24 protein-coding genes, 2 tRNA genes and 1 rRNA gene are annotated in these 26,803 nt (G+C 60.3%); 15 read left to right on the top strand and 12 right to left on the bottom strand.

Annotated elements, in window-relative coordinates; genetic code table 11:
* The first annotated feature begins 38 nt into the window (after positions 1–38).
* The gene (gene flgM, locus RFER_RS18865) at positions 39–365 is read left to right on the top strand and encodes a flagellar biosynthesis anti-sigma factor FlgM (protein ID WP_011465975.1); all 327 of its coding nucleotides are present in this window, start codon (positions 39–41) and stop codon (positions 363–365) included.
* A gap of 33 nt (positions 366–398) precedes the next feature.
* The gene (locus tag RFER_RS18860) at positions 399–779 is read left to right on the top strand and encodes a hypothetical protein (RefSeq protein ID WP_166485761.1); all 381 of its coding nucleotides are present in this window, start codon (positions 399–401) and stop codon (positions 777–779) included.
* Positions 780–882: 103 nt separating this feature from the next.
* Here the strand turns inward: RFER_RS18860 and RFER_RS18855 are convergent, their stop codons facing one another.
* The 11 genes from RFER_RS18855 to flhD all read right to left on the bottom strand — a co-directional run bounded on the left by RFER_RS18855 (position 883) and on the right by flhD (position 11,073).
* A complete protein-coding gene (locus RFER_RS18855; RefSeq protein WP_011465973.1) occupies positions 883–1,599 on the bottom strand; it encodes an RNA polymerase sigma factor FliA in 717 nt (238 codons plus the stop codon).
* Positions 1,599–2,354 carry a hypothetical protein gene (locus RFER_RS18850; protein WP_011465972.1) on the bottom strand — a complete coding sequence of 252 codons (756 nt, stop codon included), beginning with the start codon at positions 2,352–2,354 and terminating at the stop codon, positions 1,599–1,601. The genes RFER_RS18855 and RFER_RS18850 overlap by 1 nt, the downstream gene beginning before the upstream one ends.
* Complete coding sequence (flhF, locus tag RFER_RS18845) at positions 2,347–3,786, bottom strand: flagellar biosynthesis protein FlhF (RefSeq protein WP_011465971.1); 1,440 nt, start codon at positions 3,784–3,786, stop codon at positions 2,347–2,349. The genes RFER_RS18850 and flhF overlap by 8 nt, the downstream gene beginning before the upstream one ends.
* On the bottom strand, positions 3,783–5,864 hold the full coding sequence (gene flhA, locus RFER_RS18840) for a flagellar biosynthesis protein FlhA (RefSeq protein ID WP_011465970.1): 2,082 nt from the start codon (positions 5,862–5,864) through the stop codon (positions 3,783–3,785). Before flhA ends, flhF begins: the two co-directional genes overlap by 4 nt.
* Positions 5,861–7,018 carry an EscU/YscU/HrcU family type III secretion system export apparatus switch protein gene (locus tag RFER_RS18835; RefSeq protein ID WP_011465969.1) on the bottom strand — a complete coding sequence of 386 codons (1,158 nt, stop codon included), beginning with the start codon at positions 7,016–7,018 and terminating at the stop codon, positions 5,861–5,863. Before RFER_RS18835 ends, flhA begins: the two co-directional genes overlap by 4 nt.
* A gap of 95 nt (positions 7,019–7,113) precedes the next feature.
* Positions 7,114–7,761: a protein phosphatase CheZ gene (locus tag RFER_RS18830; RefSeq protein ID WP_011465968.1), complete on the bottom strand. Its 648-nt coding sequence runs from the start codon at positions 7,759–7,761 to the stop codon at positions 7,114–7,116.
* Between the two features lie 4 nt (positions 7,762–7,765).
* Positions 7,766–8,155 carry a chemotaxis response regulator CheY gene (gene cheY / locus RFER_RS18825; protein WP_011465967.1) on the bottom strand — a complete coding sequence of 130 codons (390 nt, stop codon included), beginning with the start codon at positions 8,153–8,155 and terminating at the stop codon, positions 7,766–7,768.
* 61 nt (positions 8,156–8,216) lie between these two features.
* Positions 8,217–9,161 (bottom strand): flagellar motor protein MotB, encoded by a 945-nt coding sequence (motB, locus tag RFER_RS18820; protein ID WP_011465966.1) that lies wholly within the window; start codon positions 9,159–9,161, stop codon positions 8,217–8,219.
* A 17-nt stretch (positions 9,162–9,178) separates the two neighbouring features.
* Complete coding sequence (gene motA, locus RFER_RS18815) at positions 9,179–10,039, bottom strand: flagellar motor stator protein MotA (protein WP_041790986.1); 861 nt, start codon at positions 10,037–10,039, stop codon at positions 9,179–9,181.
* A gap of 149 nt (positions 10,040–10,188) precedes the next feature.
* A complete protein-coding gene (flhC, locus tag RFER_RS18810; protein ID WP_011465964.1) occupies positions 10,189–10,734 on the bottom strand; it encodes a flagellar transcriptional regulator FlhC in 546 nt (181 codons plus the stop codon).
* Between the two features lie 12 nt (positions 10,735–10,746).
* Positions 10,747–11,073 (bottom strand): flagellar transcriptional regulator FlhD, encoded by a 327-nt coding sequence (gene flhD, locus RFER_RS18805; protein WP_011465963.1) that lies wholly within the window; start codon positions 11,071–11,073, stop codon positions 10,747–10,749.
* Positions 11,074–11,373: 300 nt separating this feature from the next.
* Here flhD and RFER_RS18800 point away from each other — a divergent pair, with 300 nt between their 5' ends.
* The 10 genes from RFER_RS18800 to RFER_RS18755 all read left to right on the top strand — a co-directional run bounded on the left by RFER_RS18800 (position 11,374) and on the right by RFER_RS18755 (position 22,934).
* Positions 11,374–12,039 (top strand): GNAT family N-acetyltransferase, encoded by a 666-nt coding sequence (locus tag RFER_RS18800; RefSeq protein WP_084795551.1) that lies wholly within the window; start codon positions 11,374–11,376, stop codon positions 12,037–12,039.
* Between the two features lie 88 nt (positions 12,040–12,127).
* Entirely contained in the window at positions 12,128–12,994 is an 867-nt protein-coding gene (locus tag RFER_RS18795; RefSeq protein WP_011465961.1) for an HlyC/CorC family transporter, read from the top strand.
* Positions 12,981–14,705: an apolipoprotein N-acyltransferase gene (gene lnt / locus RFER_RS18790; RefSeq protein ID WP_011465960.1), complete on the top strand. Its 1,725-nt coding sequence runs from the start codon at positions 12,981–12,983 to the stop codon at positions 14,703–14,705. The genes RFER_RS18795 and lnt overlap by 14 nt, the downstream gene beginning before the upstream one ends.
* Positions 14,706–14,773: 68 nt before the next feature.
* Complete coding sequence (gene glyQ / locus RFER_RS18785; RefSeq protein WP_041790985.1) at positions 14,774–15,679, top strand: glycine--tRNA ligase subunit alpha; 906 nt, start codon at positions 14,774–14,776, stop codon at positions 15,677–15,679.
* Between the two features lie 88 nt (positions 15,680–15,767).
* On the top strand, positions 15,768–18,002 hold the full coding sequence (gene glyS / locus RFER_RS18780; protein ID WP_011465958.1) for a glycine--tRNA ligase subunit beta: 2,235 nt from the start codon (positions 15,768–15,770) through the stop codon (positions 18,000–18,002).
* Positions 18,003–18,042: 40 nt separating this feature from the next.
* A complete protein-coding gene (gene gmhB / locus RFER_RS18775; protein WP_425057068.1) occupies positions 18,043–18,630 on the top strand; it encodes a D-glycero-beta-D-manno-heptose 1,7-bisphosphate 7-phosphatase in 588 nt (195 codons plus the stop codon).
* 48 nt (positions 18,631–18,678) lie between these two features.
* Positions 18,679–19,413, top strand: coding sequence for a lysophospholipid acyltransferase family protein (locus RFER_RS18770; RefSeq protein ID WP_011465956.1), 735 nt, complete (start codon positions 18,679–18,681; stop codon positions 19,411–19,413).
* 10 nt (positions 19,414–19,423) lie between these two features.
* On the top strand, positions 19,424–20,368 hold the full coding sequence (locus tag RFER_RS18765; protein ID WP_011465955.1) for a M48 family metallopeptidase: 945 nt from the start codon (positions 19,424–19,426) through the stop codon (positions 20,366–20,368).
* A 133-nt stretch (positions 20,369–20,501) separates the two neighbouring features.
* On the top strand, positions 20,502–21,629 hold the full coding sequence (locus RFER_RS18760) for an aminotransferase class V-fold PLP-dependent enzyme (protein ID WP_011465954.1): 1,128 nt from the start codon (positions 20,502–20,504) through the stop codon (positions 21,627–21,629).
* A 111-nt stretch (positions 21,630–21,740) separates the two neighbouring features.
* Positions 21,741–22,934 carry a phosphoglycerate kinase gene (locus tag RFER_RS18755; protein ID WP_011465953.1) on the top strand — a complete coding sequence of 398 codons (1,194 nt, stop codon included), beginning with the start codon at positions 21,741–21,743 and terminating at the stop codon, positions 22,932–22,934.
* Positions 22,935–23,033: 99 nt separating this feature from the next.
* Here RFER_RS18755 and RFER_RS18750 read toward each other — a convergent pair whose 3' ends face one another.
* A complete protein-coding gene (locus tag RFER_RS18750; protein ID WP_011465952.1) occupies positions 23,034–24,308 on the bottom strand; it encodes an acyl-CoA dehydrogenase family protein in 1,275 nt (424 codons plus the stop codon).
* Positions 24,309–24,966: 658 nt separating this feature from the next.
* On the opposite strand from RFER_RS18750, the gene RFER_RS18745 reads away from it, so the two are divergent.
* The 3 genes from RFER_RS18745 (at position 24,967) to RFER_RS18735 (ending at position 26,780) form a co-directional block, all read left to right on the top strand.
* Positions 24,967–26,503: ribosomal RNA gene (locus RFER_RS18745) — 16S ribosomal RNA — on the top strand.
* A 98-nt stretch (positions 26,504–26,601) separates the two neighbouring features.
* Positions 26,602–26,678 (top strand) — tRNA-Ile (locus tag RFER_RS18740).
* A 26-nt stretch (positions 26,679–26,704) separates the two neighbouring features.
* A tRNA-Ala gene (locus tag RFER_RS18735) sits at positions 26,705–26,780 on the top strand.
* The last annotated feature ends 23 nt before the right edge of the window (positions 26,781–26,803 follow it).

Genomic DNA, 26,803 nt, shown 5'->3' with positions numbered 1-26,803 from the left:
CATACGAGGCTACATTTGCAGTAGTTTTGGAGAGCATCATGAAAATAGGTCAACCTTCAGATAATCCAATCCCGGTCAGCAGCAACGCAACGCCGGCTCCGCCCAAGGGCGGTCAGAGCCCAGCCGCGACTGCCACAGCTACCGCAGCCCAAAATGCCCAGTCGGCAGGCGTGGCGGTGACGGTGTCCACCCTGGCGCGTTCGCTCGGCGCTGACAAGGCCGGTGAAGCGTCCGTGATTGACGCCAAAAAAGTGGCGTCAGTCCGTTCCGCTATTGAGCAGGGCACTTTTGTGGTGAACGCGGAGGCGATTGCCGACAAATTGCTGGCCAATGCCCAGGAAATGTTGAACCGCACCACGAGCTGAGTCCGAATCCCTTTATTTTTTATAGCCCGAATGATGTTGCCTGCTCACCTGGAAAAAGCGCTGACTGACGTTGAACTTCATTTCAATGCTGTGTCAGCCGCCCTGGTCAGTGGTGAGCCGCAGGCACTCACAACCGCCAGTGCTGTCTTGCGGCAGGCTGCGATTGATTTTTCGGCCTTGCTGCAGCGTCTGACCCCGGGCGATGTCCAGCACAAGGACCTGAAACCACGCCTGACGCAGATTTCGAATGGTCTGGTGCTCCAGCGCGAGAGTTTGCTGCGGCGCACCGCCCTGGTGGAGATGGCTCTGGATACGGTGATGCCCACGGCTGCCGATGCCACCTATGCGCAAACCGGCGGACCCTATGCCAGCCTGGGCCGTCAAACAGGCGCCTTCAAGTACCTGGCAGCCTGAACGTCCCGGTATTTTTCCGTGCGCGGGAAATATATGCCAAATCGGGTTCTAGCCCCCGTGAAATAAGCGCATATAGCTATAAATACAATAGTATTTATGGGCCTCAATGGGCCCGCATCTTGGCGCGCAAGCGCGCGATCGACTGACTGTGCAACTGGCAAATGCGCGACTCGGTGACATCCAGCACGGCCGCGATCTCTTTCAGATTCATGTCCTGCTCGTAGTACATGCTCATGATGAACTGCTCGCGCTCGGGCAGGTTCTTGATGGCGGCCACCAGTGCCTGGCGCAAGCGCTGGTCGCGCAGCACGTTCATCGGGTCGGCGTCGCTGTCACCGACGTGGCGATCCAGAAAACTGTCTTCCTCGTCGTTGCCACGCGCCATGTCTTCCAGGTACACCAGTTGGGTGCCACGCACTTTACCCAGCAGCGTCTGGTAGTCGACCAGACTCAAGCCCAGGTCGGCGGCAATTTCACTCTCCAGCGGTGTGCGCCCGAGCTTGTGCTCCAGCCGGCGCAGCGCCTGTTCGATATCTTTCTGGCTCTTGCGCGAGCCGCGCGACATCCAGTCGTTGCCGCGCAGCTCGTCGAGCATGGCGCCGCGAATGCGCTGCGTGGCAAAGGTTTCAAATTGAACACCCTGCGCGGCCTCGTAGCGGGTCAGGGCCTCCGACAAGCCGATCAGCCCGACCTGGATCAGATCATCGACTTCGACGTTGGCCGGCAATTTGGCCATCATGTGGTGGGCCAGGCGCCGCACCAGCGGCTGGTACTGCCGGATCATGGCGTTGCGGTCCAATTGCCCCTTGGCGGTGTACATCAATGACTCCCCATAAATTGGTGACGGTGCAGCGGCATGGCGTTTTCCAGCAGTCGCAAGGCCAGTCGGTACATGTCGTCAGACCGGCACTCGGCCGGCTGCAAGGCCCGCACGGCCAAGGCGTCAAGCCGGTAGCCCAGGAAGGTCATGGCGCAGTGCTGCAAATTGGTGACCGGCGAGTGGCTGGCCGCAGCGTTGTTCAAGGCGGGCTCACCCACAATAGCGGCCATGGTAGGTCTTAGTCTGGTGTTTAGCAACATCTGCTTGAGCGCCTGGTAAGCGGTGACAGCCGACATTTTCACCGGTGCCACGGTCAGCAAGGGCTCAATACCGCTGTCGGGCAACAAATCAGCCAAAAGCCCGGCCCGGGCATAGATGACAACGACGCCAAAGCGCTGAAACAATTCACTCAGCGGCGCCAGCGGCCCGCCCGGGCGCGCCATTGGCTGGCAAAGCTGCGCCAAGCCCATGGCGGCAGGGATCACCGACCAGGACAAAGGCGCACTGTTTTCGTCACCCTGCAGCTGGGCATCGTCGAGCAGTTGCGCCAGCCCCGGGTTGTCGGCTGATTCAACGGTGGTGGCGTCCAGCACCGCAACCGAGTGCCCAAGATCAACCAAGGTGGCGCACAGACTCCACAGCAGGGGCAGTTCGCCCTGCTGCTGGCCATGGCTGGCCACGGCCATAACGCGGGGCGCCGCCTGCAAGGCAATGCGGTGCAGCCCGGCTCCCTGGTTGACGCCCATGTCAAGCATCAAGCCGTCCTGCCTGCGAGGCGCTGGCCGGGGTAAAGAAGAAGTCCAGATCTGCCGGTTTCGGGTCGAACGCCGACTTGGCCGGCGAGCGCATGGACTGACGGACCAGCTTGGCGGCATCGGCTGCCTCCCAGTCCTCGGGCACTTTTTGGCCCATGGTGACGCCGCGCAGGACCAACTGGTGGCGAACGATCGCATCGAGTGCCGGCCCGAGTTTGGCTGCTTCGTCGGTTTTGGACAGCACCGCCTGCTGCGCGCCGGTGGATTTGAAAGAAGAGACCACATCGTCGAGCGAGTCTCCGTGCCCGCCCGCATTCAGGACCAGCAAGCGGTTCACGCCCGGCAAATCCAGCACGTCGAGCATGCCGCGTTTGCGCGGATCGTTTGGCGCCAGGCCGGTGGTGTCGATCAGGACCATTTTTTTGTTGCCCAGCAAGTTCAGCAGGTCTTGCAGCGCGGCGCGGTCGTGCGCGAGATGGGCCACCACGCCCAGCATGCGGCCAAAAGCGCGCAGCTGCTCGTGGGCTCCCACTCGGTAGGTGTCGAGCGTGATGAGCCCGACGCTGGCGGGGCCATGGGTGCGGGCACACAGACCGGCCAATTTGGCGGCGGTGGTGGTCTTGCCAACACCGGTGGCGCCGACCAGCGCATAAGTGCCGCCCTCTTCATGGATCGGGCGGGTCGCGGCGTCGGTTTTCAGGTTGCGTTCCAGGATATCCATGACCCAGCGCACCGAGTCGGTGGCACCCATCTCTTCGGGCATGCGCTCCAGAATGGTGCGCGCCAGCGTGGGTGAATAACCGGCGCGAATCAGCTTGAGCATCAAGTTCGACTGAATCGGGCTCTGGCGCGCCTGGCCCAGCCAGGTCAGGGTGTTGAAGCGGTCTTCAATCAGGGCCTTCATGGCGTGCAACTCGTTCACAATGCCTTGCGACAGGGCGGGCGCGTGGGGCGCGGCCGGCACCGGGGCGGGCTTGGGAACGGCCGTTACTTTGATCGGTGCTTGAATCTCGATTTGCCGTGGACCCGGTAGTGCCGCCGCTTTGGGCGTGCGCTCTGGCGCTGCCTCTTGAACAGCTGCCGCTGTTGGGCCGGTCATGGATTCGTGGCGGCGGCGCAGCATGCGCTCGCGCACATAGTCCTGAAACGACAAGGTGCTCATCGCCAGTTGGGTGGCGTCTTCTTCCACCGGGGTGCTGGTCTCGGGCACGCTGGGCAGCGTCGCACGACGCAACGCGGGCTGGTCCTTGCTTCGATTGGCAAAAGATTCCGTGCTGTCCAGCGCCGACAGGGTCTCTTCGCCGGTGGCAACCACCTCGACGCCGGTGGCGGTGGGGCGATTCGACAGAATCAGGGTGCCGTCGCCAAAAGCGTGACGGGCCTTGGCCAGCGCCTCGCGCGCCGTGGGTGCATTAAAGCGTTGAATGTTCATGATGAGGCACCTTTAAGAATCGGACCGATGCGGATGGTGTGGGACTCTGGAATTTCGCTGTGCGCGAGGACCTGAAGCCGGGGTGCAACGCGTCGTACCAGACGGGAGATCGCGCTGCGAATTTGATCGGGCACCAGCAAGCAAGCTGGAATGCCGATCTCTTCCTGTTTGAGTGCGACGGCAGCCGCGTTGCGGGAAAAGATGTCGGCGACGCCGGGGTCGAGCGCGGGTCCGGCGGTGTTGCCCAGCGCCTGCACCAACAGCCGCTCAAGGGGCGGATCAATGGCAATCACATTGAGTTCACGCGCCGGGCCATAGATTTGTTGCACGATGGCGGGCGACAAGGCGATGCGCACGCGCCGTGCCAGCTCCGCCGGGTCGGTCACGCTGCCCGCATGTTCGGCCAGCGATTCAATGATGGTGCGGATATCGCGGATGTGCACCGACTCGTCGAGCAGCAGTTGCAGGACTTTCTGGAAAACAGCGATCGGGACCATCTTGGGGACCACTTCTTCAATCAGTTTCGGGGCCAGTTTGCTCACGTGTTCGACCAGTTGCTGGGTTTCGGTGCGGCTCAGTAATTTGGAGGCCTGAACCTGCATCAAGTGTGACAAATGCGTGGCCATCACAGTCTCGGAATCAACCACGGTAAAGCCGGCCATTTGCGCGGCTTCTTTCTGTTGTTCGTCAATCCAGTGCGCCGGCAAACCAAAGGCCGGGTCCGTCGTGGCGGTGCCGATCAGGGGCGTCGTGATGCCGCCCGGGTTGATGGCCAGGTACATGCCGGGAAACGCTTCGCCTTCGCCCGCAATCACGCCGCGCAGGGTGATGCGATAGCCGCTGGGTTTGAGTTCCAGGTTGTCGCGCACATGCACCGGTGGCGGCAGGAATCCGACCTCCTGGGCAAATTTGCGCCGCACGCCCTTGATGCGGGTCAGCAAGTCGCCCTGGCGCGTTTTATCCACCAGCGCGATCAGCCGGTAACCCAACTCAAGGCCCAACTGGTCCACCGGTTGCAAGTCGTCCCAAGAGGCTTCGCCGTCGGAGGTCACCACCGGTGCCGTCGCGGCCGGGTCCGGCGGCAAGGGTTTGTGGGCCAGCTCCCAGGCACCGTAGCCCAGCACCAGCGCGATGCCGATGAACACCACGTGCGGCATGCCGGGAATCAGACCCAAAATGCCCATGATGGCTGCGGTAATGCCCAGCACGCGGGGCGAAATGAACATTTGGTCAACGATCTGACGACCCAGGTCATGGTCCTTGCCGACGCGTGACACCACCATCGCCGCCGCCACCGAGATCAACAGGCCCGGAATCTGCGCCACCAGCGCGTCGCCGACAGCCAGCAGTATGTAGGTGTCGGCGGCTTGCCCGGCCGTCAAGCCGTGTTGCAGGACACCCACCATGAAGCCGCCAAAAATATTGATCAGCAGAATCAGAATGCCGGCCACCGCGTCGCCGCGCACGAACTTGGAGGCGCCGTCCATCGAACCAAAGAAGTCCGCTTCTTCCGACACCTCGGCGCGGCGCCGTTTGGCCTCTTCTTCATTGATCAGGCCCGCATTCAAGTCGGCGTCTACCGCCATCTGCTTGCCGGGCATGGCGTCCAGTGCAAAGCGCGCCGACACCTCGGCGATACGCTCGGCACCCTTGGTCACCACGACAAAATTGATCACCACGAGAATCGAGAAAACGATCAAACCGACAGCGAAATTGCCGCCGATCAAAAAGTGCCCGAAGGCTTCAATCACCGCGCCGGCGGCGCCCGGTCCGGTGTGGCCTTCCAGCAGCACGACGCGGGTGGACGCCACGTTGAGGGACAGGCGCATCAACGTGGTCAGCAGCAGCACCGCGGGAAACGCGGCGAAGTCGAGCGGGCGAATCATGTAGGCCGCCACCATCATCACCATCAGCGCCACCGAGATATTGATGGTGAAAAAAGTGTCGAGCAGCCACGGGGGCAGCGGCAACACCATCATGGCCAGAATCGCCACCACCAGCATCGGGGCTGCCGCGCCCTTGATCAGGGCTGAATTACCGCCAAACCATTGCTGGAAGACCTTGAGTTGGGTGTTCATGCTGCGCTCGTGTTGGCCACGACCTTGGACAGGGGATCAAGCTCGGGCGGTACAAACGGTTGCGGTGCCTCGCCCGGCATCGGGCCGTCGCCGCGCAGAGCGGCTTTGAGCCGGTAAATATAGGCCAGCACCTGAGCCACCGCGGTGTACAGGCTGGCCGGAATGTCCTGGTCCAGCTCGGCATGGGCATACAGCGCGCGCGCCAGCATCGGCGACTGCAGCACTGGAATAGCGTTATTTTTGGCGATGTCGCGGATCTTCATGGCCAGCAGGTCGGCGCCTTTGGAGACGACCTGGGGCGCACGCATGGTTTTATCGTCGTATTTGATGGCCACCGCAAAGTGGGTTGGGTTCATCAGCACGAAGTCGGCTTTGGGCACCGCACCCACACTGTTGCCATGGGAAATCTCGCGTTGCCGCTGGCGCAGCTTGCCTTTCATTTGCGGGTTGCCGTCTGACTCCTTGTGTTCCTGCTTCATTTCCTGATGTGACATCTTCATCCGGGACTTGTGCAAAAAACTCTGCAACGGCACATCGACCATCGCCACCAGCAAAACCACCAGCAGCAACAAAGCCATCCCCGAGGTCAGCCACTCCGTCAGCATGGGAAGGGCCGCGCGGGAGGGTTGCAAAACCAGCATCGCCAGGGCGTGTATGGTGGAACTCAAATACGTGGTGCCCAGAGTGATCAGCATGGCGGCGACAAAGCTCATCTTGAGCACTTCAGTGAACTTTTCCTTGGTGAACATGCGCCCCATACCCGTTAATGGATTGAGGCGGCTGAAGTCCGGCATGATGGGCTTGAGGCTGCTCACCCAGCCACCGGCGGCGATGCTGCTGAGCAGCACCGCCACGGTCGTAATGGCGGCAAAAATCACACAACCGATCAGCCCGGCCGTGGCCATGTCCTGCATGCGGGTGATCATGGTGGTGGGGTTGCTGACCGCCAGCGCGTCAAACGAGAGTTGCTGGCGCAGCAGCACCCTGAGCCGGTCAAACATCAGGGGTGCCAGCGCCATCAGGCTCAGGGCGCCGGTACCCAATACCGCCAGATGCCCCAGATCCCGTGAGCGGCTGACCTGCCCGTCGTCCAGCGCCTTTTGCAGCTTGCGCTCAGAGGCGGGTAAATTGCGGTCCTGACTGCTTGGTTCCATGGCGGGGAGGCTGTTGAGTTCCCACCATTGTCGTGACGCGAATCCCTAACTAAAGGGTAATAAGAGGGGGTTTAACCCATCACTTCAGGCAAATTTTAGAAGCCCAGGCTGGCTAACAAATCATCAACTTCAGACTGACCCGTCACCACGTCAGGATTGCCTTCAGGGCAGACAACCGGCCCTTCCAGAACTGGCTTGAGTCCGGCCGCGGCAACATGTGTCGGCGCCTTGACCACTGCATCGGCCGGGGCGGTCTGGATCAGCAATTGAACCAACTGTTCTTCCACGTTGGCAACCAGAGTGACGACCTTGGCAATCACCTGGCCGGTCAGGTCGTGAAAGTCCTGTGCCATCATGATTTCGGTCAGGTGCTGGTCAATCTGTTGGGTGGACTGTTCAACATCGGTCAAAAAATTCATCACATGACCCTTGGCCACGGCACCCACCGGGTCTTTCACGATCAAGGTGCCAATACGCCGGGTCTCCGAAGCGATGTGATCGTGTTGCGCCTTGGCCATGTCCACCCGGTTCAGCACCTTTTCGGCGGCCTCACCGGTGAGGCGTGCAATGTAGGAGAGGCGACTTTTTGCATCGGGTATTTCCCCAGCCCAGCCCTTGACTTTGTCGGTCAGACCCAGCCCGTTCAGTGCGTCATGCAATTGACGCGTCAGAACGCCGATGGATTGATGAATGTCGGCCGGCAATAAGGAGCTTGCGCCAAGGTGTGTCGTATTGCTATGCATGGTGTTACTTCAATCCCAGCTTGGTGAGAATAAGGCTGACTTTGTCTTCCAGAGTGGCCTTGGTAAACGGTTTGACGATGTAGCCCGCAGCGCCCGACTGCGCGGCCAGCACGATGTCTTCCTTGCGCGCTTCCGCCGTCACCATGAGCACCGGAATATGTTTGAGCTTCTCGTCTTTCTTGATTTCAGACAGCAGTTGAAAACCATTCATATTGGGCATGTTGATGTCGCTGACGACAAAGTCAAAATTGCTGTTGCGCAATTTTTGCAGTGCCACCACGCCATCCTCGGCCTCATCGCCCTCGGTGTAGCCGCTTTCCTTGAGCAGGTTGCGCACGATCCGCCGCATGGTGGAGAAGTCGTCAACAACCAAAAATCGAAGCTCATTTGCCATGGGTCACCCTTTCAATGGCGCTTGTCCGTACAGTTAATAGTAGATGCTCAATCATGATGTCTCACTGCGATGGGCTGGTTGGTGTTTTGACTGGCGCTGCCTGCGGGTCCGGACCGGCGCTAACCGGCGGGCGCTCCGTGCCCATCAGCCGCTCTTCGGCTTCACGCGTCATCACGGTGATGCTGATTCTACGGTTCACCGCGCCGGTTGGGTTCTCGGGATCCAGAAGAATGCTTGACGCCAATCCAACCACCCGCGCCAGTTTGTCGTCCGGCATGCCGGCGGCCACGAGTTCGCGCCGGGACGCGTTGGCTCGATCAGACGAGAGCTCCCAGTTGCTGTAACCACGCTGGGCGCTGCTGTAAGGTGAACTGTCGGTGTGGCCGTCCAGGCTGATCTTGTTTTCAACGCCGTTCAGGGCACCGCCGATTTCCCGCAAGATGTCACGCATATAGGGTTTCACCACCGCGCTACCGCTGTCGAACATCGGACGTTTTTGATCGTCAACAATCTGGATTTGCAGACCATCGGCCGTGGTTTCCAGTCTGATTTGCCTGCTGAACTCGGTTAGTTTTGTGTTGCCGGAAATGAGGGCGCTGATTTTGGCGCTGATGCCGGCCAGCTTCTTTGCGTCTTGCTTGGCAACTTCGGCCTTGACGGCATTAGCCGCCATCCTCTTTTGCATGGGGTCGCTGCCGTCGCCGCGGCGGTTTTGTCCGCTTTTCTGCGTCAAATCAGCGCCGCCACCGGGCAAAATGGTATTGCTGCCACCTGCGCCACTGCCGCCCTGCATGGAGACCTTCAGCGGCGCCGAAAAGTAGTCAGACAGCCCTTTTTTATCGCCTTCCGAGGTGGAGCCCAGCAGCCACATCAGCAAAAAGAACGCCATCATGGCCGTCACAAAGTCGGCGTAGGCAATCTTCCAGGCGCCGCCATGCACGACGTGGCCGCCTTTTTTGATCTTCTTGACGATGATCGGCTGCAGCTTTTTGCCGTCAGTGGCCATAGCAGCCTAGCGAGCGCCTATTTTTTTCCACGGACATAGCTCTCCAGCTCCAGGAAGGTGGGGCGTTCGGTGGAAAACAGAACTTTGCGACCAAATTCAATCGCGGTCGCGGGGTTGTAGCCTTGCATGCTGGCCAGCAACGTGGTCTTGATGCACTGCAACTCCTTGGCGCTGTCTTCGATTTTTTGTTCCAGCACGCCGCCCAAAGGCTCGACCACGGCATAAGCCAGCAGAATGCCCAGAAAAGTACCAACCAGGGCCGAGGCAATCATGCCGCCCAGCACCGCCGGGGGCTGCCCGACCGAACCCATGGTGTTCACGACGCCCAATACCGCAGCCACAATGCCGAACGCAGGCAAGGCACCTGCCAGACGCGCAATGGCGGCAACGGGGGCGTGGGCTTCGGCGTGGTGAGTGTCAATCTCGCTGTCCATCAAGGACTCAATCTCATGCGCGTTCAGATTGCCCGAGACCATCATGCGCAGGTAATCGGTCATGAACTCCACGACATGGTGGTCGCTTCCCACGGTGGCATATTTTTTGAAAATGGCCGAACCGTGCGGCTCTTCGACATCTTTTTCGATCGCCATCAAACCCTCTTTGCGGGCCTTTTGCAGGATATCGTAAAGCAAGGCCATCAACTCAAGGTAGCGCGCCTTGGTGTACTTGGAGCCCTTGACTGCCTGGGGAATCAGTTTGAGCGTGGCCCGCAACACCTTGGGTTGGTTGTTGACCGCGAAAGCCCCTAGCGCGCCCCCAAAAATCGTGACCAGTTCGAACGGCAAGGCCTTGAGAATCACCCCGATGTTGCCACCGTGAAGGATGTACATCCCAAAAATGCAACCCATGGAGACTGCATAACCAATAATAACTATCATGTTTATCGCGTCAAAATGAGAAATTGCAGTCTTGGGTTGATCGTTCACTATAGCGTGCGCTGAATCATTCTAAGGAACAAAAGCGGGTGCCAAGAAAAAGAAAAGGGCGCTAAAGGCGCCCTTTCATCAGTGCTTATGCCTCGGGTGGCTCAGTGCAGCAATATCCCGCCGACGCTGGCGCTCTTGCCTGCCCGTGCCGGGGGCGTGCACAGACCGCATTCAAAATGGCGGGCATTTTCATACGCCTCGGTCACAAAGTGGCCGCCGCACTTGCTGCATTTGGTCATGGCCAACATGTTGTTGTTGACGAACTTGACCAGCCGCCAGGCGCGCGTGATGGACAGCAGGGGTTCAACGCCGCAGGCGGCAATTTGCTCGCTATAGAGCCGATAGGCCTTCATGACGGCGTCAATGTCGTCCAACTCACTCACCTTGCTCATGTATTCATAAGTGTTCAAGAACAGCGAGGCATGAATATTGGGCTGCCAGGTGAGAAACCAGTCAGTCGAAAACGGCAGTTGACCTTTGCTGGGGGACCGTCCGGCGACTTCCTTGTACAGACGCAGCAAACGCTCATACGACAGGCTGGTTTCGCTCTCCAACACCTGCAGGCGGGCGCCGAGTTGAATCAGCGCCACAGCGCGCTCAACTTGCCGGGAATCATTCAAAACGCTTTTGGTGGATGCGGTGGCCATGGTAGGTGCTCCTTACATCGCTTCGGCAAAACGACCGGCCATCAGAATGCTGGCGTGCAGTTTGGTGGTGGCGTCGTTGTCGACTTTGGTTGCGGTGTGGTTGGTCAGCAGGCTCCACACCATGTCGTCGTCAACCCGAAACCGGCACAGCAGCATGGGGCTGGCGGCAATCTTCAAAATTTGCGCGGGCGACAAGGTGGCAATCAGATCCGCCGACTCTTCGGATACACCCAGCCGAAACAGTGCCTCGGCCTTGTCCTTGCGAATCACGTTTTGCGCCAGCATCAGATAGGTGAGGTTGGCTTCGCGGATTTCAGTGGTGAGTTGCTCGTCAGTCATGTTCGGCTCCTGCGTTGGGCGAAACCTTTTGGGATCGCGATGGAGTTGATTCTGAACGGGGCTGCCAGGAACTTGAATCGGTATCTGCCTGTATGGACTGTCAGGGATGCGTTGCAGGCTTGTAAGGGAAATTCTTACATCAGGGGAGCGTGAGGACCTGTACAGGTGATCAGCGAAAAATTGATTTTGACTTTGGATTGGTAAGTCTAAGGGAAAACCCTTATAGTGCAACGCATGACTGAAACCAAAGAAAGAGTTAACCCGCTGTCGGACCGGGATCCTGCGCTGTGGTATTTGCCCATGGAGGGTGAGACTGCGCCGTCGGCTGGCCGGGCATCACCTTTGACGGTGCCGATCCGCTCGCTCGGGGCGAATCATCGCGTGCGCATCGCCCAGCACTTGCTGGCGCTTGAGCCGCATGACCGTTATCTGCGTTTTGGTTTTTCAGCCAATGACGCGCAAATTCAGCGCTATGCCGACAGCCTTGATTTTGAGCGGGACGACATCTTTGGCATTTACAACCGTCGGCTGGACCTGATTGCCATGGCACACTTGGCCTTCTGTGCTGACGGCAAGCCGAGTGACTGCGCCGAGTTTGGCGTGTCGGTGTTGAAATCCGCACGCGGGCGTGGCTACGGTGGGCGTTTGTTTGACCGGGCCGCGATGCACGCCCGCAATGCCGGTATTGGCCGGATGTTCATTCACGCCCTGAGCGAGAACACCACCATGCTGCGAATTGCCAGTAAAGCCGGCGCTACAGTGGAGCGCGATGGCTCCGAATCCGAGGCTCATTTGTTGTTGCTGCCCGCCACGTTTGACTCCCGTTTGACCGAACTGCTTGCCGAGCAGTTGGCCCTGACCGACTACCGTATCAAGGTGCAGGTGAAACAGTTTCGCGACGCCCTGGGTGGGATGATGGCACACCGCAGCGCGGTGTCAGACGCACAGCGAAGCAGCCGTAAATAACGTGGTCTTGGCGGATGGCGCCGACGGGTCACGCCATATCCGCTATCCTTGAGGCTCGCAAACAACCGCATGTCCTGCTCCCCTGGCTGTGTCAGACCCCCATCCCTCGCGTCCTGATCGGGAAGATAAACGCACCTTTCTGCAAAAACTTGCCGAGTTCATTCACCCCGGGCCGGATTCGACCGACGAGCTGATTGCCACTCTGGCGGAAGCGGAAGACAACGACATCATTGGTGCGGAGTCGCGCCGCATGCTCGAAGGCGTCATTCGCATGGCCGACATGACGGCCGGTGATGTGATGGTGCCCGCCACCCAGATGGAGCTGGTCAATATCGCCGACCCGTATGACGTGATGATGCATGGTGTGATTGACACGGCGCACTCGCGTTTTCCGGTCTATGAGAATGAGCGCGAAAACATCATCGGTATCCTGATGGCCAAGGACTTGCTCAAACTCCAGCGCGCGCCCGAGCTCAACATCCGGGCCCTGCTGCGTTCGGCGGTGTTTGTGCCGGAAAGCAAGGGGCTGAACGATTTGTTGCGCGATTTTCAGGCTAACCGCAATCACATGGCCATCGTGATCGACGAATTTGGTCGGGTCGCCGGACTGGTCACGATTGAGGATGTGCTGGAAGAAATTGTGGGCGAAATTGAAGATGAGTTCGATATTGCCGAGGATGAAGGCGACATTTATGGTCTGGCCGACCGCACGTACCGTGTCAGTGGCGACACCCCGATCGAGCGCGTTGAGAGCGCCTTTGGCGTCCGGTTCACCGGCACCGACCCGGACGACGAGTTTGACACCATTGGTGGTTTGATTGCCCATGAAATGGGTCATGTCCCCAAGCGCGGTGAACGTCATGTGCTGGCCGGATTCAATTTCGTGGTGATGTTGACCCAGGGCGGGGCGGTGAAATGGTTCAAGGTGTCACCGGTGCCCGATGAATCCGCCTAGTGAGGCGTCCCGCTGGTCGGCCCTGCAAGTGACGCCAGCGCCGGCGGTCACGCTGTGGCGCGTGGCGCTGGCCGTTCTGGCTGGGCTCGGCCATGCGGCCAGTCTGGCCTGGCCTTGGTCGTGGCCGGAACTTCCTTTTGGGTTGCTGGGCTTGCGCCCAGGGCAGCCGGTTTGGTGGCTGCAGCTGTTGGCGTTGGGCGTTTTGGCCTGGCTGCTCGAAAGCTGCCGCCAGGCCGGTCAGACCAGCGCCGCCAGCAACACGGATTCGCGCGGCAACTGGCGCTTGGGCGCGCTGTGGGCCTGGCTGTTTTGCACTGCCTGGCTGATCGGCTCCTTTGGCTGGACCTTTGTCGCCATGCACACTTACGGCGGTTTACCGAGCCTGCTGGCGGCGTTGGCGGTGTTGGCTCTGGCCGGTCTGCTGGCCTTGTACTATGCCGCAGTCTGTGGGCTATTTGTGGCGCTAGCCCCTGTCAACAGGTCGTTTGCAGCTATTGTTTTTGCGGCACTCTGGTTGTTGGCCGAATTGGCGCGCGGCATCTGGTTGACCGGGTTTGGCTGGGGTGCGGCGGGTTACGGCCACGTCCAGGGGCCGCTGGCGGGCTACGCCCCGTGGGTGGGTGCCTACGGCTTGTGCGCCTTGGCGGCGTGGCTGGCGATGAGCATGGTGCAGCTGGTTCAGCCGGATCAGTCCTGGCGCCAGCGGGCTTTCACCGTGGTGGTTGTGCTGGGGCTGCTGGCGTTGCCCGCTCTGCAGCGCATGGGCGATGCGGGGACCTCACAGTCAACGGGGCGCCTGGCCGTCACCCTGTTGCAGGGCAACATACCGCAGAACGAAAAGTTTGAGCCGGGCAGTGGTGTGCCGCTGGCCCTGCAGTGGTACGGCGAGCAATTGACAAGCAGTCGCACCGCGCTGGTGATCGCGCCTGAAACGGCGCTTCCCGTTCTGCCGCAGCAGCTGCCACCTGCGTATTGGGGTGCGCTGCAGCAGCGTTTTGCCACCGGTCAGCAAGCGGCCATCATTGGCACGCCGCTGGGCAACGAGCAGGACGGCTATACCAATTCCGTGGTCGGGCTCAAGCCGGGGCAGTCGGAGCCCTGGCGCTATGACAAGCACCATCTGGTGCCGTTTGGCGAGTTCATCCCACCCCTGTTCAAATGGTTCACCGCGATGATGAACATTCCGCTGGGTGACTTCAACCGCGGTGCGCCCAAGCAGGCCCCGTTTGAATGGCAGGGGCAACGGTTGTCGCCCAATATCTGCGTGGAGGACCTGTATGGCGAAGAACTGGGGCTGCTGTTCAGTGACCCGGCCCAGGCGCCCACGATTTTTGTCAACGTCAGCAACCTGGCCTGGTTTGGCGATGGCCTGGCGATGGACCAGCACCTGCAGATTGCGCGCATGCGCGCGCTGGAATTTGCGCGCCCCTTTGTGCTGGCCACCAACACCGGGTTGACGGCGATAGTGGACTACCGGGGCCGCGTCACGCACACGCTGGCGCGCAATACGCGCGGCGTTTTGGTGGGGGAGGTGCAGGGGCGAAGCGGCGTGAGTGCTTATGGCTGGTGGCTTGCCCGCTACGGCTTGTGGCCGCTGTGGCTGCTGGCCCTGAGTCTGGTTCTGCTCGGCATACGCAGCAACTTGCGCCAACGCCAGTCGGCGGTCCATCGGTCGTGCCAGGCTGGGCAGCTTGCAAGCCCCGTAAAATGAACTCTTGCACGCGAGCCAGCGTGTCGTTTTCCAAAATCCAGGGCGTAGCCCATACCCGCACCCCAGTTATGTTGACCTTCCAGCAAATTATTTTGAAACTGCAGTCCTACTGGGCCGACCAGGGCTGCGCCTTGTTGCAACCCTATGACATGGAAGTCGGCGCTGGCACCTCGCACACAGCGACATTTTTAAGAGCGCTGGGGCCGGAGCCCTGGAAGGCTGCCTACGTGCAGCCGAGCCGCCGTCCGAAGGACGGCCGCTACGGTGAAAACCCGAACCGCCTGCAGCATTACTACCAGTACCAGGTGGTCTTGAAGCCGGCTCCCAGCAACATTCTGGAGTTGTACCTGGGCTCGCTCGAAGCCCTGGGCTTTGATCTGAAGCAGAACGACATCCGTTTTGTCGAGGACGACTGGGAAAACCCGACCCTGGGCGCCTGGGGCCTGGGTTGGGAGGTCTGGCTCAACGGCATGGAAGTCACGCAGTTCACCTATTTTCAGCAGGTCGGCGGCATTGACTGTCGGCCCATCACGGGCGAGATCACCTACGGCCTGGAGCGCCTGGCGATGTACCTGCAGGGCGTGGACAACGTCTATAACCTGCAGTGGACCGACGGCCTGCTTTATGGCGACGTCTACCTGCAAAACGAAAAAGAGCAGTCGGCCTACAACTTCGAGCACAGCGATGTCGATTTCCTGTTCACCGCTTTCACGGCCCACGAAAAGCAGGCCAAACACCTGATTGAGCAGCAGCTCGCGCTGCCAAGCTACGAACAGGTCTTGAAGTGTGCCCACAGCTTCAACTTGCTGGACGCGCGCGGCGCCATCAGCGTGACGGAGCGCGCTGCTTACATGGGCCGCATCCGAAACCTGGCGCGGGCCGTGGCACAGAGCTATTTCGAGAGCCGCGAACGCCTGGGCTTCCCGCTGGCACCTCGCGAGTGGGTGGAACAGATGACCAAGAAGGCCGCGTGATCAACCATCATCCGTTCGCCCTGAGCCTGTCGACGGGTAGCAGGGCTTCGACTGGCTCAGCCCGAACGGCATAAAAGAATAGATAACCATGACGACTCAAAACCTTCTCGTTGAATTGTTTGTCGAAGAGCTGCCGCCCAAGGCGCTCAAGAAGCTGGGCGAGGCGTTTGCCCAACAGATTTACGCGTCTCTTAGTGATCAATGGCTGATCTCGATGCCTGGAACCATGGCACAAGATCCTGACCAAGCTGATCCACCTGCGATGGATGTTTTTGCGTCGCCAAGGCGCTTGGGTGTGCTTATCCGGTCAGTTTTACTAAAGGCACCTGACACGCAGAAGCTGGTGAAACTCATGCCCGTCACCGTGGGGCTTGACGCCGCCGGCCAGGCCACCTCGGCGCTGCTCAAGAAATTGCAGGCGCTCGGTGCGGATCTGACCGACCCGGTTGCGGCCGTGGCTGCGCTCAGGCGAGCACCGGACGGCAAGGTCGAGGCCTTGTTTTATGACAGCCTGGTCACTGGCGCCACGCTCGACGCGGGCCTGCAAAAGGCGCTGGAAGAAGCCATTGCCAAGCTGCCCATCCCCAAGGTCATGAGCTACCAGCTGGAGACCGATTGCGAGCTGCCCGGCTGGAGCAGCGTGAATTTTGTGCGCCCGGCGCACGGTCTGGTGGCGCTGCGCGGCAGCACCGTGGTGCCGGTCAAGGTGCTCGGGCTCAAGGCTGGCAACAGCACACAAGGTCATCGTTTTGAAGCGAAGGTATCACCGGTCGTGATTGCGGACGCCGACAGCTATGCCGCCACGCTGGAGCAGGACGGCGCGGTGATTGCCGGCTTCGAGCAGCGCCGCTTTGCCATCGTGCAACAGCTCGCGCAAGCCGCCGAGCGCCTGGGACCGAGCTACCGGGTGCTGATGGACGAGGCCTTGCTCGACGAAGTCACCGGTCTGGTCGAGCGCCCGAACGTGCTGGTCTGCGCGTTCGACGCGCAGTTCCTCGACGTGCCGCAGGAGTGCCTGATTCTGACGATGAAGGCCAACCAGAAGTACTTCCCGCTGCTCGACGCCGCCGGCAAGCTGACCAACCAGTTCCTGGTGGTCAGCAACATCAGCCCGCTTGATGCCAGTGCAGTGATTGGCGGCAACGAGCGCGTGGTGCGCCCGCGCCTGGCCGACGCCAAGTTCTTCTTTGACCAGGACCGCAAGAAGACGCTCGCATCGCGTGTCGAAGGACTCTCCAAGGTCGTTTATCACAACAAGCTGGGTACGCAGGGTGAACGTACGGAGCGCGTGCAGTCCATTGCCAGCGCCATTGCCCGTCAGCTCGCAGACGCTGGTGTAGCGGATGCCTTCGACGGCAACGCAGACAACGCGGCTATGTTGGCCAAGGCCGACTTGCTGACCGACATGGTGGGCGAATTTCCCGAGCTGCAGGGCATCATGGGTGGCTACTACGCGCGCCATGATGGCCTGCGTGAGGACATTGCCTTCGCCATTGAAGACCATTACAAGCCGCGCTTTGCCGGGGATGAATTGCCGCGCAACACCACCGGCCTGGTGGTGGCATTGGCCGACAAGCTGGAAACACTGGTCGGTATGTTCGGCATCGGCAACGTGCCGACCGGCGACAAGGATCCCTATGCGCTGCGCCGTCACGCGCTGGGCGTGATCCGCATGCTGGTCGAGAAGGAATTGCCGCTGGACCTCAATGGCCTGCTGGCCTGTGCCTTTGAGGAGCCTCGATGGGGCACTGCTTTCAAGGCCGGCACCGACCTTGGTGCTGCTGCGCCCAGCGTCTACCAGAAGTTTGACGCCGCACGACCGTTGGCAGACTTCATTTTTGACCGCCTCGCCGGCTCCCTGCGCGAGCAGGGCTACAGCGCGCAGGAAGTCGATGCCGTGCTGGCGCTCCAGCCGCAGCGCCTGGGCGACATTCCCAAGCGCCTCGCCGCCGTGCGCGCCTTTGCCGCCTTGCCTGAAGCGCCCGCGCTGGCTGCCGCCAACAAGCGCATCAGCAACATTCTGAAAAAGGCGCCCGACGTGGACCCCCATGTCAGTGAGGTCTTGCTGACGGAGCCGGCGGAACTGGCCCTGTTTGCCGCGATGCAGTCGCTGGCGCCGCTGGCGAACGCGCAGTTTGAAGCGCTCGACTACACCGCTTCGCTGCAAACCCTGGCCGCACTGCGCGCACCGGTGGATGCGTTTTTCGACAGCGTGCTGGTCAATGCCGAGCAACTGGACTTGCGCCTGAACCGCCAGGGCTTGCTCAAAAGCCTGCACAGCGCCATGAACCGCGTGGCCGACCTGGCGCGGCTGGCGGCCTGAGCCGGTTGCCGCCTGTTGGGTCTACAAGCAAATGGGTACCATGAAACTCGTCATCCTCGACCGCGACGGCACCCTGAATCAGGACAGTGCCGAATTTATCAAGACCCCGGAAGAATGGCTGCCTTTGCCCGGCGCGCTGGAGGCTATTGCCCGGCTCAATCACGAGGGCTGGCATGTGGTCATTGCCAGCAACCAGTCCGGTCTGGGGCGCGGCTTGTTTGATGTGTCGATGCTTAACGCGATCCACGCCAAGATGCACAAAATGCTCGCGGCCGTCGGCGCCCGGGTCGATGCCGTGTTTTATTGTCCGCACGCGCCCGATGAGGGCTGCCACTGCCGCAAGCCCGAACCCGGCCTGTTTGAGCAGATTGGCGAGCGTTATGGGCTTGACCTGCACGGCGTGCCGACGGTGGGCGACACGGCGCGTGATGTGTTGGCGGGTGTGCGCGTGGGCTGCGAGCCGCATCTGGTGCTGACCGGCAAAGGCGCGACCTACCGGGGCCGGCGCTTGCCGCATAACTTTCCGAAAGCGACGCAGGTGCATGAAGATCTGGCGGCCTTTGCTGACTTTCTGATTGCGCGGGACACCGAAAAGGCTGAACTGGCGACTACGAAGTTATCAAAATAGTAGCTGCTTGTGCAGTATCTACGGGGGCTAGAGGCCTAAAACGTATAAATGTTATTGATTCGCTCCATTCTGCACATGGCGTGGCTGCTGATCACGGTGATTCCGTGGGGGCTGACGCTGGTGCTGATTTCGCTCTGGGTACGCCGCACCACGCTGTGGTGGTTTGCCGTCAACTGGTTTCGGCTGGTCATCTGGGGTACGCGTGTGTTTCTGGGTGTGCGGGTGCGCGTCAGGGGGCTGGAGCATTTGCCGGCGGGTGCCAGCACGCCCGCGATTCTGCTGTCCAAGCACCAGTCCACGCTGGAGACGCTGCTGATCCCGACCTTGATGCCGCGCCCGCTGGCGTTTGTCTTCAAGCGCGAGTTGTTGCGCATTCCTTTTTTTGGCTGGTCGATGGCGCGGCTCGACATGATCCACATCGACCGCGAATCCCGCGCCCTGGCCATGAAGCATGTCATTGAGCAAGGCAAGCGGCGCCTGGCGCAAGGGACCTGGGTCATCATGTTCCCCGAGGGCACGCGTATTGCGCGTGGCCAAACCGGCACTTACCAAACGGCGGGCACCCGGCTGGCCGTGGAGACCGGGGCGCCGGTGGTGCCGATTGCGGTGTCGTCGGGCAAGTGCTGGCCGCGCCAGGGCTTCATCAAATACCCCGGTGTGGTGGATGTGTCGATTGGCCCGGCCATTGCCAGCGTCGGGCGTGAGCCCAAAGAGCTGATGCGCGAGGTACAGGCCTGGATCGAAGCCGAAATGCGCCGGATCGACCCCGAAGCCTATTTGTAGGTCTAGCGCGATGCATCCCTTGCTCCGCTTTACGCTTGATTTGTTTGAGCCAAATAAGGCGCTAGCCCCCGTCAATCTTGCGCAGAAAGCTACTGAAATAGTAGTGCCAGAGGCGCGGCGTGTTATTGCACCGGAGCCGCTGGCAGCGCCCACCCTGGCCTGCGCACCCACCAGCTGGCGCCACCCGCGTGCCAATCGCGAAGCCCGCCTGTGCGAAGTGGTGGTGGCCTACGAGTTCAAGCGCGGCCAGCGCCGCAGCATTGGTTTTGTCATTCGACCCGAAGGACTGGTGGTGAGCGCGCCCAAATGGTTGCCGCTGCATCAGGTCGATGCGGCGCTGCAGGACAAATCGCAATGGATCATCCAGAAGCTGCGTGAAACGCAGGCGCGCCAGCAGCGCCTGCTGGCGCGTCGCATCGAGTGGTGCGACGGCACGCTGATTCCTTATCTGGGGCAGTCCCTGCGCCTGCTGCTGGTGCCGCATCAAGCCGCAGGTCGCACGGGCGCCAGGTTGAAAGCCGGGGGCATCGGCACGACCGAGTTCATGGAGGCCGATGCGTCGGGCCCGACCCTGCGCGTGGCGCTGCCACATGAGGCCGCGCCAGATCAAATTCGCGACACCGTGCAAGCCTGGCTGAGGTGTCAGGCGCAACAGCTGTTCAAGGCGCGGCTCGATCACTTTGCCCCGCAGTTGCGGGTGCAGTGGCGCACGCTGGCCCTGAGCAACGCCCGCACGCGCTGGGGCAGCGCCCGTATTGACGGCGCCATCCGGCTCAACTGGCGCCTGATGCACTTCCAGCCCGCGGTCATCGACTACGTGGTGGTGCATGAACTCAGCCACTTGCGGGTGATGGACCACAGCCCGCGTTTCTGGGCCACCGTGCACTCAGTCGCGCCCGATTACGTCGCCCTGCGCCGGCAACTCAAGGACGAGGCCTTGCCGCACGGCCTTTGAGCCGGCCGGCTGGCCTGGCTTGGGCTGCCCGCTTTGGCTTTAGCTGGTTGACGGGCGCGCTGCGTGCTAAGCTGGCACGCTCAAGCGCTGGTCCACCAGCCCCTGCCCAGTTCAACTGAAAAAGGAGACCTCTATGCCCGGCTTGTTACCCCACGTCGATCCCGACGGTTTGCTCGAATTCTCAGTGGTCTACACCGACCGCGCGCTCAACCACATGTCCCAAAGTTTCCAGCGCGTGATGCAGGACATCTCTGGCATGCTCAAGGAGGTCTACCACGCCAAGTCGGCGGTGCTGGTGCCGGGCAGTGGCACTTTCGGCATGGAAGCGGTGGCGCGCCAGTTTGCGGGCGGCAAAAAAGTGCTGATCGTCCGCAATGGCTGGTTCAGCTACCGCTGGACGCAAATCCTGGACATGGGCCAGATCGCCGCGGAATCAACCGTTCTCAAGGCGCGCCGGGTTGGCGCCGACAAACAGTCGCCCTGGGTGCCGGCGCCGATTGGCGAGGTGGTGGCCGCGATTCGCGAGAAAAAGCCCGACGTGGTGTTTGCCCCGCATGTTGAAACCGCGTCCGGCATGATGCTGCCCGACGACTACCTGCGCGCCGTGGCAGATGCCGTGCACGCGGTCGGCGGCCTGTTTGTGCTGGACTGCATTGCCTCGGGGGCGATGTGGGTCAACATGGTGGACACCGGTGTCGATGTGCTGATCAGCGCCCCGCAAAAAGGCTGGAGCAGCTCGCCCTGTTGCGCCATGGTGATGCTCAGCGAGCGCGCCCGCGCTGCCATCGAATCCACCACCAGCAGCAGTTTTGCCTGCGACCTGAAAAAGTGGCTGCAGATCATGGAGGCTTACGAGAACGGTGGCCACGCCTACCACGCCACCCTGCCGACCGATGCGCTCACTCACCTGCGCGACACCATGAAGGAGGCGCAGGCCTATGGCTTTGCCAAGGTGCGTGCCGAGCAGATCGACTTGGGCGCCAAGGTGCGCGCGCTGTTCGAGCGCCGCGGCATCCCGAGCGTGGCGGCAGACGGCTTCAAAGCGCCGGGGGTGGTGGTGAGCTACACGAGCGACCCGGAGATCCAGTCCGGCCGCAAATTCCTGGGGGTGGGCCTGCAGACGGCGGCCGGCGTGCCCTTGCAGTGTGATGAGCCGGCTGACTTCATGACGTTCCGGGTCGGCCTGTTTGGCTTGGAAAAATGGCACAACGTGGACCGCACGGTCGGGCAACTGGCCGCGGCGCTGGACCAGATTTTGTAACCTTGGGTGCTCCCGCCATGCCCATTGCGGCTGGCTTGGACGCCCGGGACCTGAGTTCATGGCGCGAAGGCGCTCCTACAATTTGAATAATTTCTTACCAACAAGGGTTTTATGAACGTCATCCGCTTCTCCGATCTGTGCGCCCAAGGCCAAGTCTCCGGCAAGCGCGTTTTTATCCGCGCCGACCTCAATGTGCCGCAGGACGATGCTGGCCACATCACGGAAGACACCCGCATTCGCGCCTCCATCCCTTGCATCCAGATGGCGCTCGACGCCGGGGCCGCGGTGATGGTGACCTCGCACCTGGGGCGCCCGACCGAAGGTGCGTTCAAACCGGAAGACTCGCTGGCGCCGGTGGCCCAGCGCCTGGCCGAGTTGATGGGCCGCGCTGTGCCGTTAATTGCCAATTGGGTCGATGGTGTCAGCGTCCAGCCAGGCCAACTGGTGTTGCTGGAAAACTGCCGGGTCAACCCCGGTGAGAAGAAGAACAATGAAGCGCTGGCCAGAAAAATGGCCGCTTTGTGCGATATTTTTGTGCATGATGCCTTTGGCACGGCACACCGCGCCGAAGCCTCCACCTACGGCATCGCGCAATTTGCCAAGGTGGCCTGCGCTGGCCCGCTGTTGGCCGCTGAGATGGACGCCATCAGCAAAGCGCTGGCAAACCCGAAGCGCCCGCTGGTGGCGATTGTGGCGGGCTCCAAGGTCTCCACCAAACTGACCATCTTGAAAAGCCTGGCCAGCAAAGTGGACCAACTCATCGTTGGTGGCGGCATCGCCAACACCTTCATGCTGGCCGCGGGCTTGAAGATCGGCAAGAGTCTGGCCGAGCCCGACTTGTTGGAAGATGCCAGGGCCGTGATCGCCGCCATGAAGGCGCGCGGCGCCGCTGTCCCCATCCCGACGGATGTCGTTACCGCTAAGACCTTCGCGGCCGACGCCGTGGCGACCGTCAAGGCTGCCACTGACGTCGCCGACGACGACCTGATTCTCGATATTGGCCCACAAACGGCAGCCGCCCTGGCGACGCAGCTCAAGGCCGCCGGCACCATCGTCTGGAATGGCCCGGTCGGCGTGTTTGAGTTTCCCGCGTTCGAGAATGGCACCCAAACGATTGCCCACGCCATCGCTGAATCCAGCGCGTTTTCAATTGCCGGTGGCGGCGACACATTGGCAGCTATCGCCAAGTACGGCATTGAAAAGCAGATTGGTTACATCTCGACCGGCGGCGGCGCCTTTCTGGAGGTGCTCGAAGGCAAAACGCTGCCAGCCTTTGAGATCTTGACGCGTCGGGCGGCGGGTTAGGGCCCGTTCGGAAATCCGGTGTGCATTGGCCGTCGGCTTGGACCTTTGACGTGGTGTTGACACGGACACTGTGACTGTGGGCCGTTGCGTCAAAGCCTGTCAGCGGACGCGTGGCTCGGCCAGTAGCTGTTCCGGCAGCGTGAAGTAAGCTGAAGAGGCACCACGGTGCGCCCGCGTCTGCTCCAGCTCATGGCGGGCCACGGTGCGCAAATGCACTTCATCCGGGCCATCCAGCAACTGCATGGCGCGACCCCAGGTCCAGAAATAAGCCAGCGGCGTATCGGGCGACAGGCCCATGGCACCAAACACCTGCATGGCGCGGTTGACCACCCGCGTTTGCAGTCGGGCCGTCACCACCTTGATGGCCGACACATCCACCCGGCTCTGCGCATGTGCCCCCTGATCCAGTTGCCAGGCGGCACGCAGCACCAGCAGGCGGGCCTGGTCAATCTCCAGGCGCGACTCGGCAATCCATTCCTGCACGTTGGCAAATTCGGCCAGGTACTTGCCAAAGGCGTGCCGTTCCAAAGTCCGATCGCACATCATGGCGAGCGCTAACTCGCACTGGCCGATGGTGCGCATGCAGTGGTGGATGCGCCCCGGGCCTAGGCGCGCCTGCGCCATGGCAAAACCGGCGCCCTCCTGGCCCAGGATGTTTGCAGCCGGCACGCGTACGTCTCTGAAGACAATTTCGCAATGCCCCTCGGGCGAATGGTGCTGCATGATCGGGATGTTGCGCACCAGCGTGACACCGGGCGTGTCGATCGGTACCAGCACCATGCTGTGCTGGGCATGTTTGTCGGTGCCTTCGTCACCACTGCGGCACATCACAATCAGCAATCGGCAGCTTGGATGCGCTGCCCCCGTCACAAACCATTTGCGACCATGAAGCACCAACTGATCGCCTTCATGGCGGACGCAGGTCTGCAGGTTGGTGGGGTCCGATGAAGCGACGTCTGGCTCGGACATCGCAAAAGCAGAGCGCATTTCACCGTTCAGCAGGGGGACCAACCAGCGCTGGTTTTGCTCCGGGGTGGCAAACAGGTGCAACAGCTCCATGTTGCCGGTGTCAGGTGCGCTGCAGTTGAATACCTCCGAGGCCCACGGCAGCCGCCCCATGATCTCGGCCAAAGGCGCGTAGGCCAGGTTGCTCAACCGCTGTCCAGGCTCGTCGTCATGCAGGCTGGGCAAAAAAAGATTCCACAAACCTTCCGACCGCGCCAGTGCCTTGAGATCATCCACAAAGGGCGGCGGAAAGATGCCTTGCGCCACAGAGCGATGCCACGCGCCGTTGTAGGGCAGCACGTAACGCTCCATGAAGTCGTCCAGGCGCTGGCGCAAGGCCTGCACCTGTGGTGAGTAGTCAAAATCCATGGTGGACCTTTCTGATTGAGCAGCGACTCTGACGTTGCGATTTGGCTGGGTGCTGCGTGCTCGGGCTAAAGGGGCATCTGAAGAGCGAAGTTTGCCCAAAGTGGGCTGAATTGGCTGTCACCTCGGTGCTGATTTGCAGGCGGCGCGGTGAAGCAAAGGCTTAGGTGGTTCGCGCAAGCCCCGGCAACTTTGATGGTGAAACGGTAAGCCACTCAAAAAAGGAATCGTAACGAGCAAATAGATGTTATAGTTCAAGGCTTCGCTGAATTAAACGGGGTTGGTACTTGTTACCTAGCCGCTACGGAGTTAGATGCGGTCTGGCATCAGCTTCCAACTAAGTCAGCAGGAAAAATAAAATCAGAAATTTAAAAATTTCTGAGAAAAACGCAAAAAAGCGTACTATAATTTGAGGCTCCGCTGATCACAGTGAAGAGCAAAGAAAGCAAAGCAAGACGCAAGTTGAGTGGCGCGAGAGATCATTAAAAACATACAGCCGATAAGTGTGGGCGTTTGAAGGCGATTGCCAAGTTCTTCGGAACTAAGTCTTAACTGACTTACAAACGCTCATGAAGTAAAAAAGATGTGAAATTCAGAAATGAAGTTCACGTTGATTCCAATTTATGAGTAGCCTGAGAAATCGGGCAAAAAATTCAAGATCGAACTATAGAGTTTGATCCTGGCTCAGATTGAACGCTGGCGGCATGCCTTACACATGCAAGTCGAACGGCAGCACGGGAGCAATCCTGGTGGCGAGTGGCGAACGGGTGAGTAATATATCGGAACGTGCCCAGTCGTGGGGGATAACGCAGCGAAAGCTGTGCTAATACCGCATACGATCTCTGGATGAAAGCGGGGGACTCGCAAGGGCCTCGCGCGATTGGAGCGGCCGATATCAGATTAGCTAGTTGGTGGGGTAAAAGCCCACCAAGGCGACGATCTGTAGCTGGTCTGAGAGGACGACCAGCCACACTGGAACTGAGACACGGTCCAGACTCCTACGGGAGGCAGCAGTGGGGAATTTTGGACAATGGGCGCAAGCCTGATCCAGCAATGCCGCGTGCAGGATGAAGGCCTTCGGGTTGTAAACTGCTTTTGTACGGAACGAAACGGCCTGCCCTAATACGGTGGGCTAATGACGGTACCGTAAGAATAAGCACCGGCTAACTACGTGCCAGCAGCCGCGGTAATACGTAGGGTGCGAGCGTTAATCGGAATTACTGGGCGTAAAGCGTGCGCAGGCGGTTATATAAGACAGATGTGAAATCCCCGGGCTCAACCTGGGACCTGCATTTGTGACTGTATAGCTAGAGTACGGTAGAGGGGGATGGAATTCCGCGTGTAGCAGTGAAATGCGTAGATATGCGGAGGAACACCGATGGCGAAGGCAATCCCCTGGACCTGTACTGACGCTCATGCACGAAAGCGTGGGGAGCAAACAGGATTAGATACCCTGGTAGTCCACGCCCTAAACGATGTCAACTGGTTGTTGGGTCTTCACTGACTCAGTAACGAAGCTAACGCGTGAAGTTGACCGCCTGGGGAGTACGGCCGCAAGGTTGAAACTCAAAGGAATTGACGGGGACCCGCACAAGCGGTGGATGATGTGGTTTAATTCGATGCAACGCGAAAAACCTTACCCACCTTTGACATGTACGGAATCCTTTAGAGATAGAGGAGTGCTCGAAAGAGAGCCGTAACACAGGTGCTGCATGGCTGTCGTCAGCTCGTGTCGTGAGATGTTGGGTTAAGTCCCGCAACGAGCGCAACCCTTGTCATTAGTTGCTACATTTAGTTGGGCACTCTAATGAGACTGCCGGTGACAAGCCGGAGGAAGGTGGGGATGACGTCAAGTCCTCATGGCCCTTATAGGTGGGGCTACACACGTCATACAATGGCTGGTACAAAGGGTTGCCAACCCGCGAGGGGGAGCTAATCCCACAAAGCCAGTCGTAGTCCGGATCGTAGTCTGCAACTCGACTACGTGAAGTCGGAATCGCTAGTAATCGTGGATCAGAATGTCACGGTGAATACGTTCCCGGGTCTTGTACACACCGCCCGTCACACCATGGGAGCGGGTTCTGCCAGAAGTAGTTAGCCTAACCGCAAGGAGGGCGATTACCACGGCAGGGTTCGTGACTGGGGTGAAGTCGTAACAAGGTAGCCGTATCGGAAGGTGCGGCTGGATCACCTCCTTTCTGGAAACTGCAATTTAATTTGAACGCTCACACTTATCGGTTGTTGGAAGGTTGTCGCTGACGGCTAAGGTTTTTGCCTGGTCACAAGTGACCGGCTTGGGTCTGTAGCTCAGTTGGTTAGAGCACCGTCTTGATAAGGCGGGGGTCGTTGGTTCGAGACCAACCAGACCCACCACCGTCGTCCAACGTCCTTCTGGTTTTGGGGGTGTAGCTCAGCTGGGAGAGCGGCTGCTTTGCAAGCAGTAGGTAGCGGGTTCGAGTCCTGTCACCTCCACCAATCTTCTCGCTTCTTATCCAATA

The organism is Rhodoferax ferrireducens T118, assembly GCF_000013605.1.
In the GTDB taxonomy this organism is placed as follows: Bacteria; Pseudomonadota; Gammaproteobacteria; order Burkholderiales; family Burkholderiaceae_C; genus Rhodoferax; species Rhodoferax ferrireducens.
The sequence above is the reverse complement of the archived record's forward strand: the minus strand, read 5'-3'. Positions and strand labels throughout refer to the sequence as shown.

Bases quoted from the DNA above. Each gene is read 5' to 3' on its own strand.
- flgM (WP_011465975.1), top strand. From the start codon at position 39: ATGAAAATAGGTCAACCTTCAGATAATCCAATCCCGGTCAGCAGCAAC.
- RFER_RS18860 (WP_166485761.1), top strand. From the start codon at position 399: ATGTTGCCTGCTCACCTGGAAAAAGCGCTGACTGACGTTGAACTTCAT.
- RFER_RS18855 (WP_011465973.1), bottom strand. From the start codon at position 1,599: ATGTACACCGCCAAGGGGCAATTGGACCGCAACGCCATGATCCGGCAG.
- RFER_RS18850 (WP_011465972.1), bottom strand. From the start codon at position 2,354: ATGCTTGACATGGGCGTCAACCAGGGAGCCGGGCTGCACCGCATTGCC.
- flhF (WP_011465971.1), bottom strand. From the start codon at position 3,786: ATGAACATTCAACGCTTTAATGCACCCACGGCGCGCGAGGCGCTGGCC.
- flhA (WP_011465970.1), bottom strand. From the start codon at position 5,864: ATGAACACCCAACTCAAGGTCTTCCAGCAATGGTTTGGCGGTAATTCA.
- RFER_RS18835 (WP_011465969.1), bottom strand. From the start codon at position 7,018: ATGGAACCAAGCAGTCAGGACCGCAATTTACCCGCCTCTGAGCGCAAG.
- RFER_RS18830 (WP_011465968.1), bottom strand. From the start codon at position 7,761: ATGCATAGCAATACGACACACCTTGGCGCAAGCTCCTTATTGCCGGCC.
- cheY (WP_011465967.1), bottom strand. From the start codon at position 8,155: ATGGCAAATGAGCTTCGATTTTTGGTTGTTGACGACTTCTCCACCATG.
- motB (WP_011465966.1), bottom strand. From the start codon at position 9,161: ATGGCCACTGACGGCAAAAAGCTGCAGCCGATCATCGTCAAGAAGATC.
- motA (WP_041790986.1), bottom strand. From the start codon at position 10,039: ATGATAGTTATTATTGGTTATGCAGTCTCCATGGGTTGCATTTTTGGG.
- flhC (WP_011465964.1), bottom strand. From the start codon at position 10,734: ATGGCCACCGCATCCACCAAAAGCGTTTTGAATGATTCCCGGCAAGTT.
- flhD (WP_011465963.1), bottom strand. From the start codon at position 11,073: ATGACTGACGAGCAACTCACCACTGAAATCCGCGAAGCCAACCTCACC.
- RFER_RS18800 (WP_084795551.1), top strand. From the start codon at position 11,374: ATGGAGGGTGAGACTGCGCCGTCGGCTGGCCGGGCATCACCTTTGACG.
- lnt (WP_011465960.1), top strand. From the start codon at position 12,981: ATGAATCCGCCTAGTGAGGCGTCCCGCTGGTCGGCCCTGCAAGTGACG.
- glyQ (WP_041790985.1), top strand. From the start codon at position 14,774: ATGTTGACCTTCCAGCAAATTATTTTGAAACTGCAGTCCTACTGGGCC.
- glyS (WP_011465958.1), top strand. From the start codon at position 15,768: ATGACGACTCAAAACCTTCTCGTTGAATTGTTTGTCGAAGAGCTGCCG.
- gmhB (WP_425057068.1), top strand. From the start codon at position 18,043: ATGAAACTCGTCATCCTCGACCGCGACGGCACCCTGAATCAGGACAGT.
- RFER_RS18770 (WP_011465956.1), top strand. From the start codon at position 18,679: ATGTTATTGATTCGCTCCATTCTGCACATGGCGTGGCTGCTGATCACG.
- RFER_RS18765 (WP_011465955.1), top strand. From the start codon at position 19,424: ATGCATCCCTTGCTCCGCTTTACGCTTGATTTGTTTGAGCCAAATAAG.
- RFER_RS18760 (WP_011465954.1), top strand. From the start codon at position 20,502: ATGCCCGGCTTGTTACCCCACGTCGATCCCGACGGTTTGCTCGAATTC.
- RFER_RS18755 (WP_011465953.1), top strand. From the start codon at position 21,741: ATGAACGTCATCCGCTTCTCCGATCTGTGCGCCCAAGGCCAAGTCTCC.
- RFER_RS18750 (WP_011465952.1), bottom strand. From the start codon at position 24,308: ATGGATTTTGACTACTCACCACAGGTGCAGGCCTTGCGCCAGCGCCTG.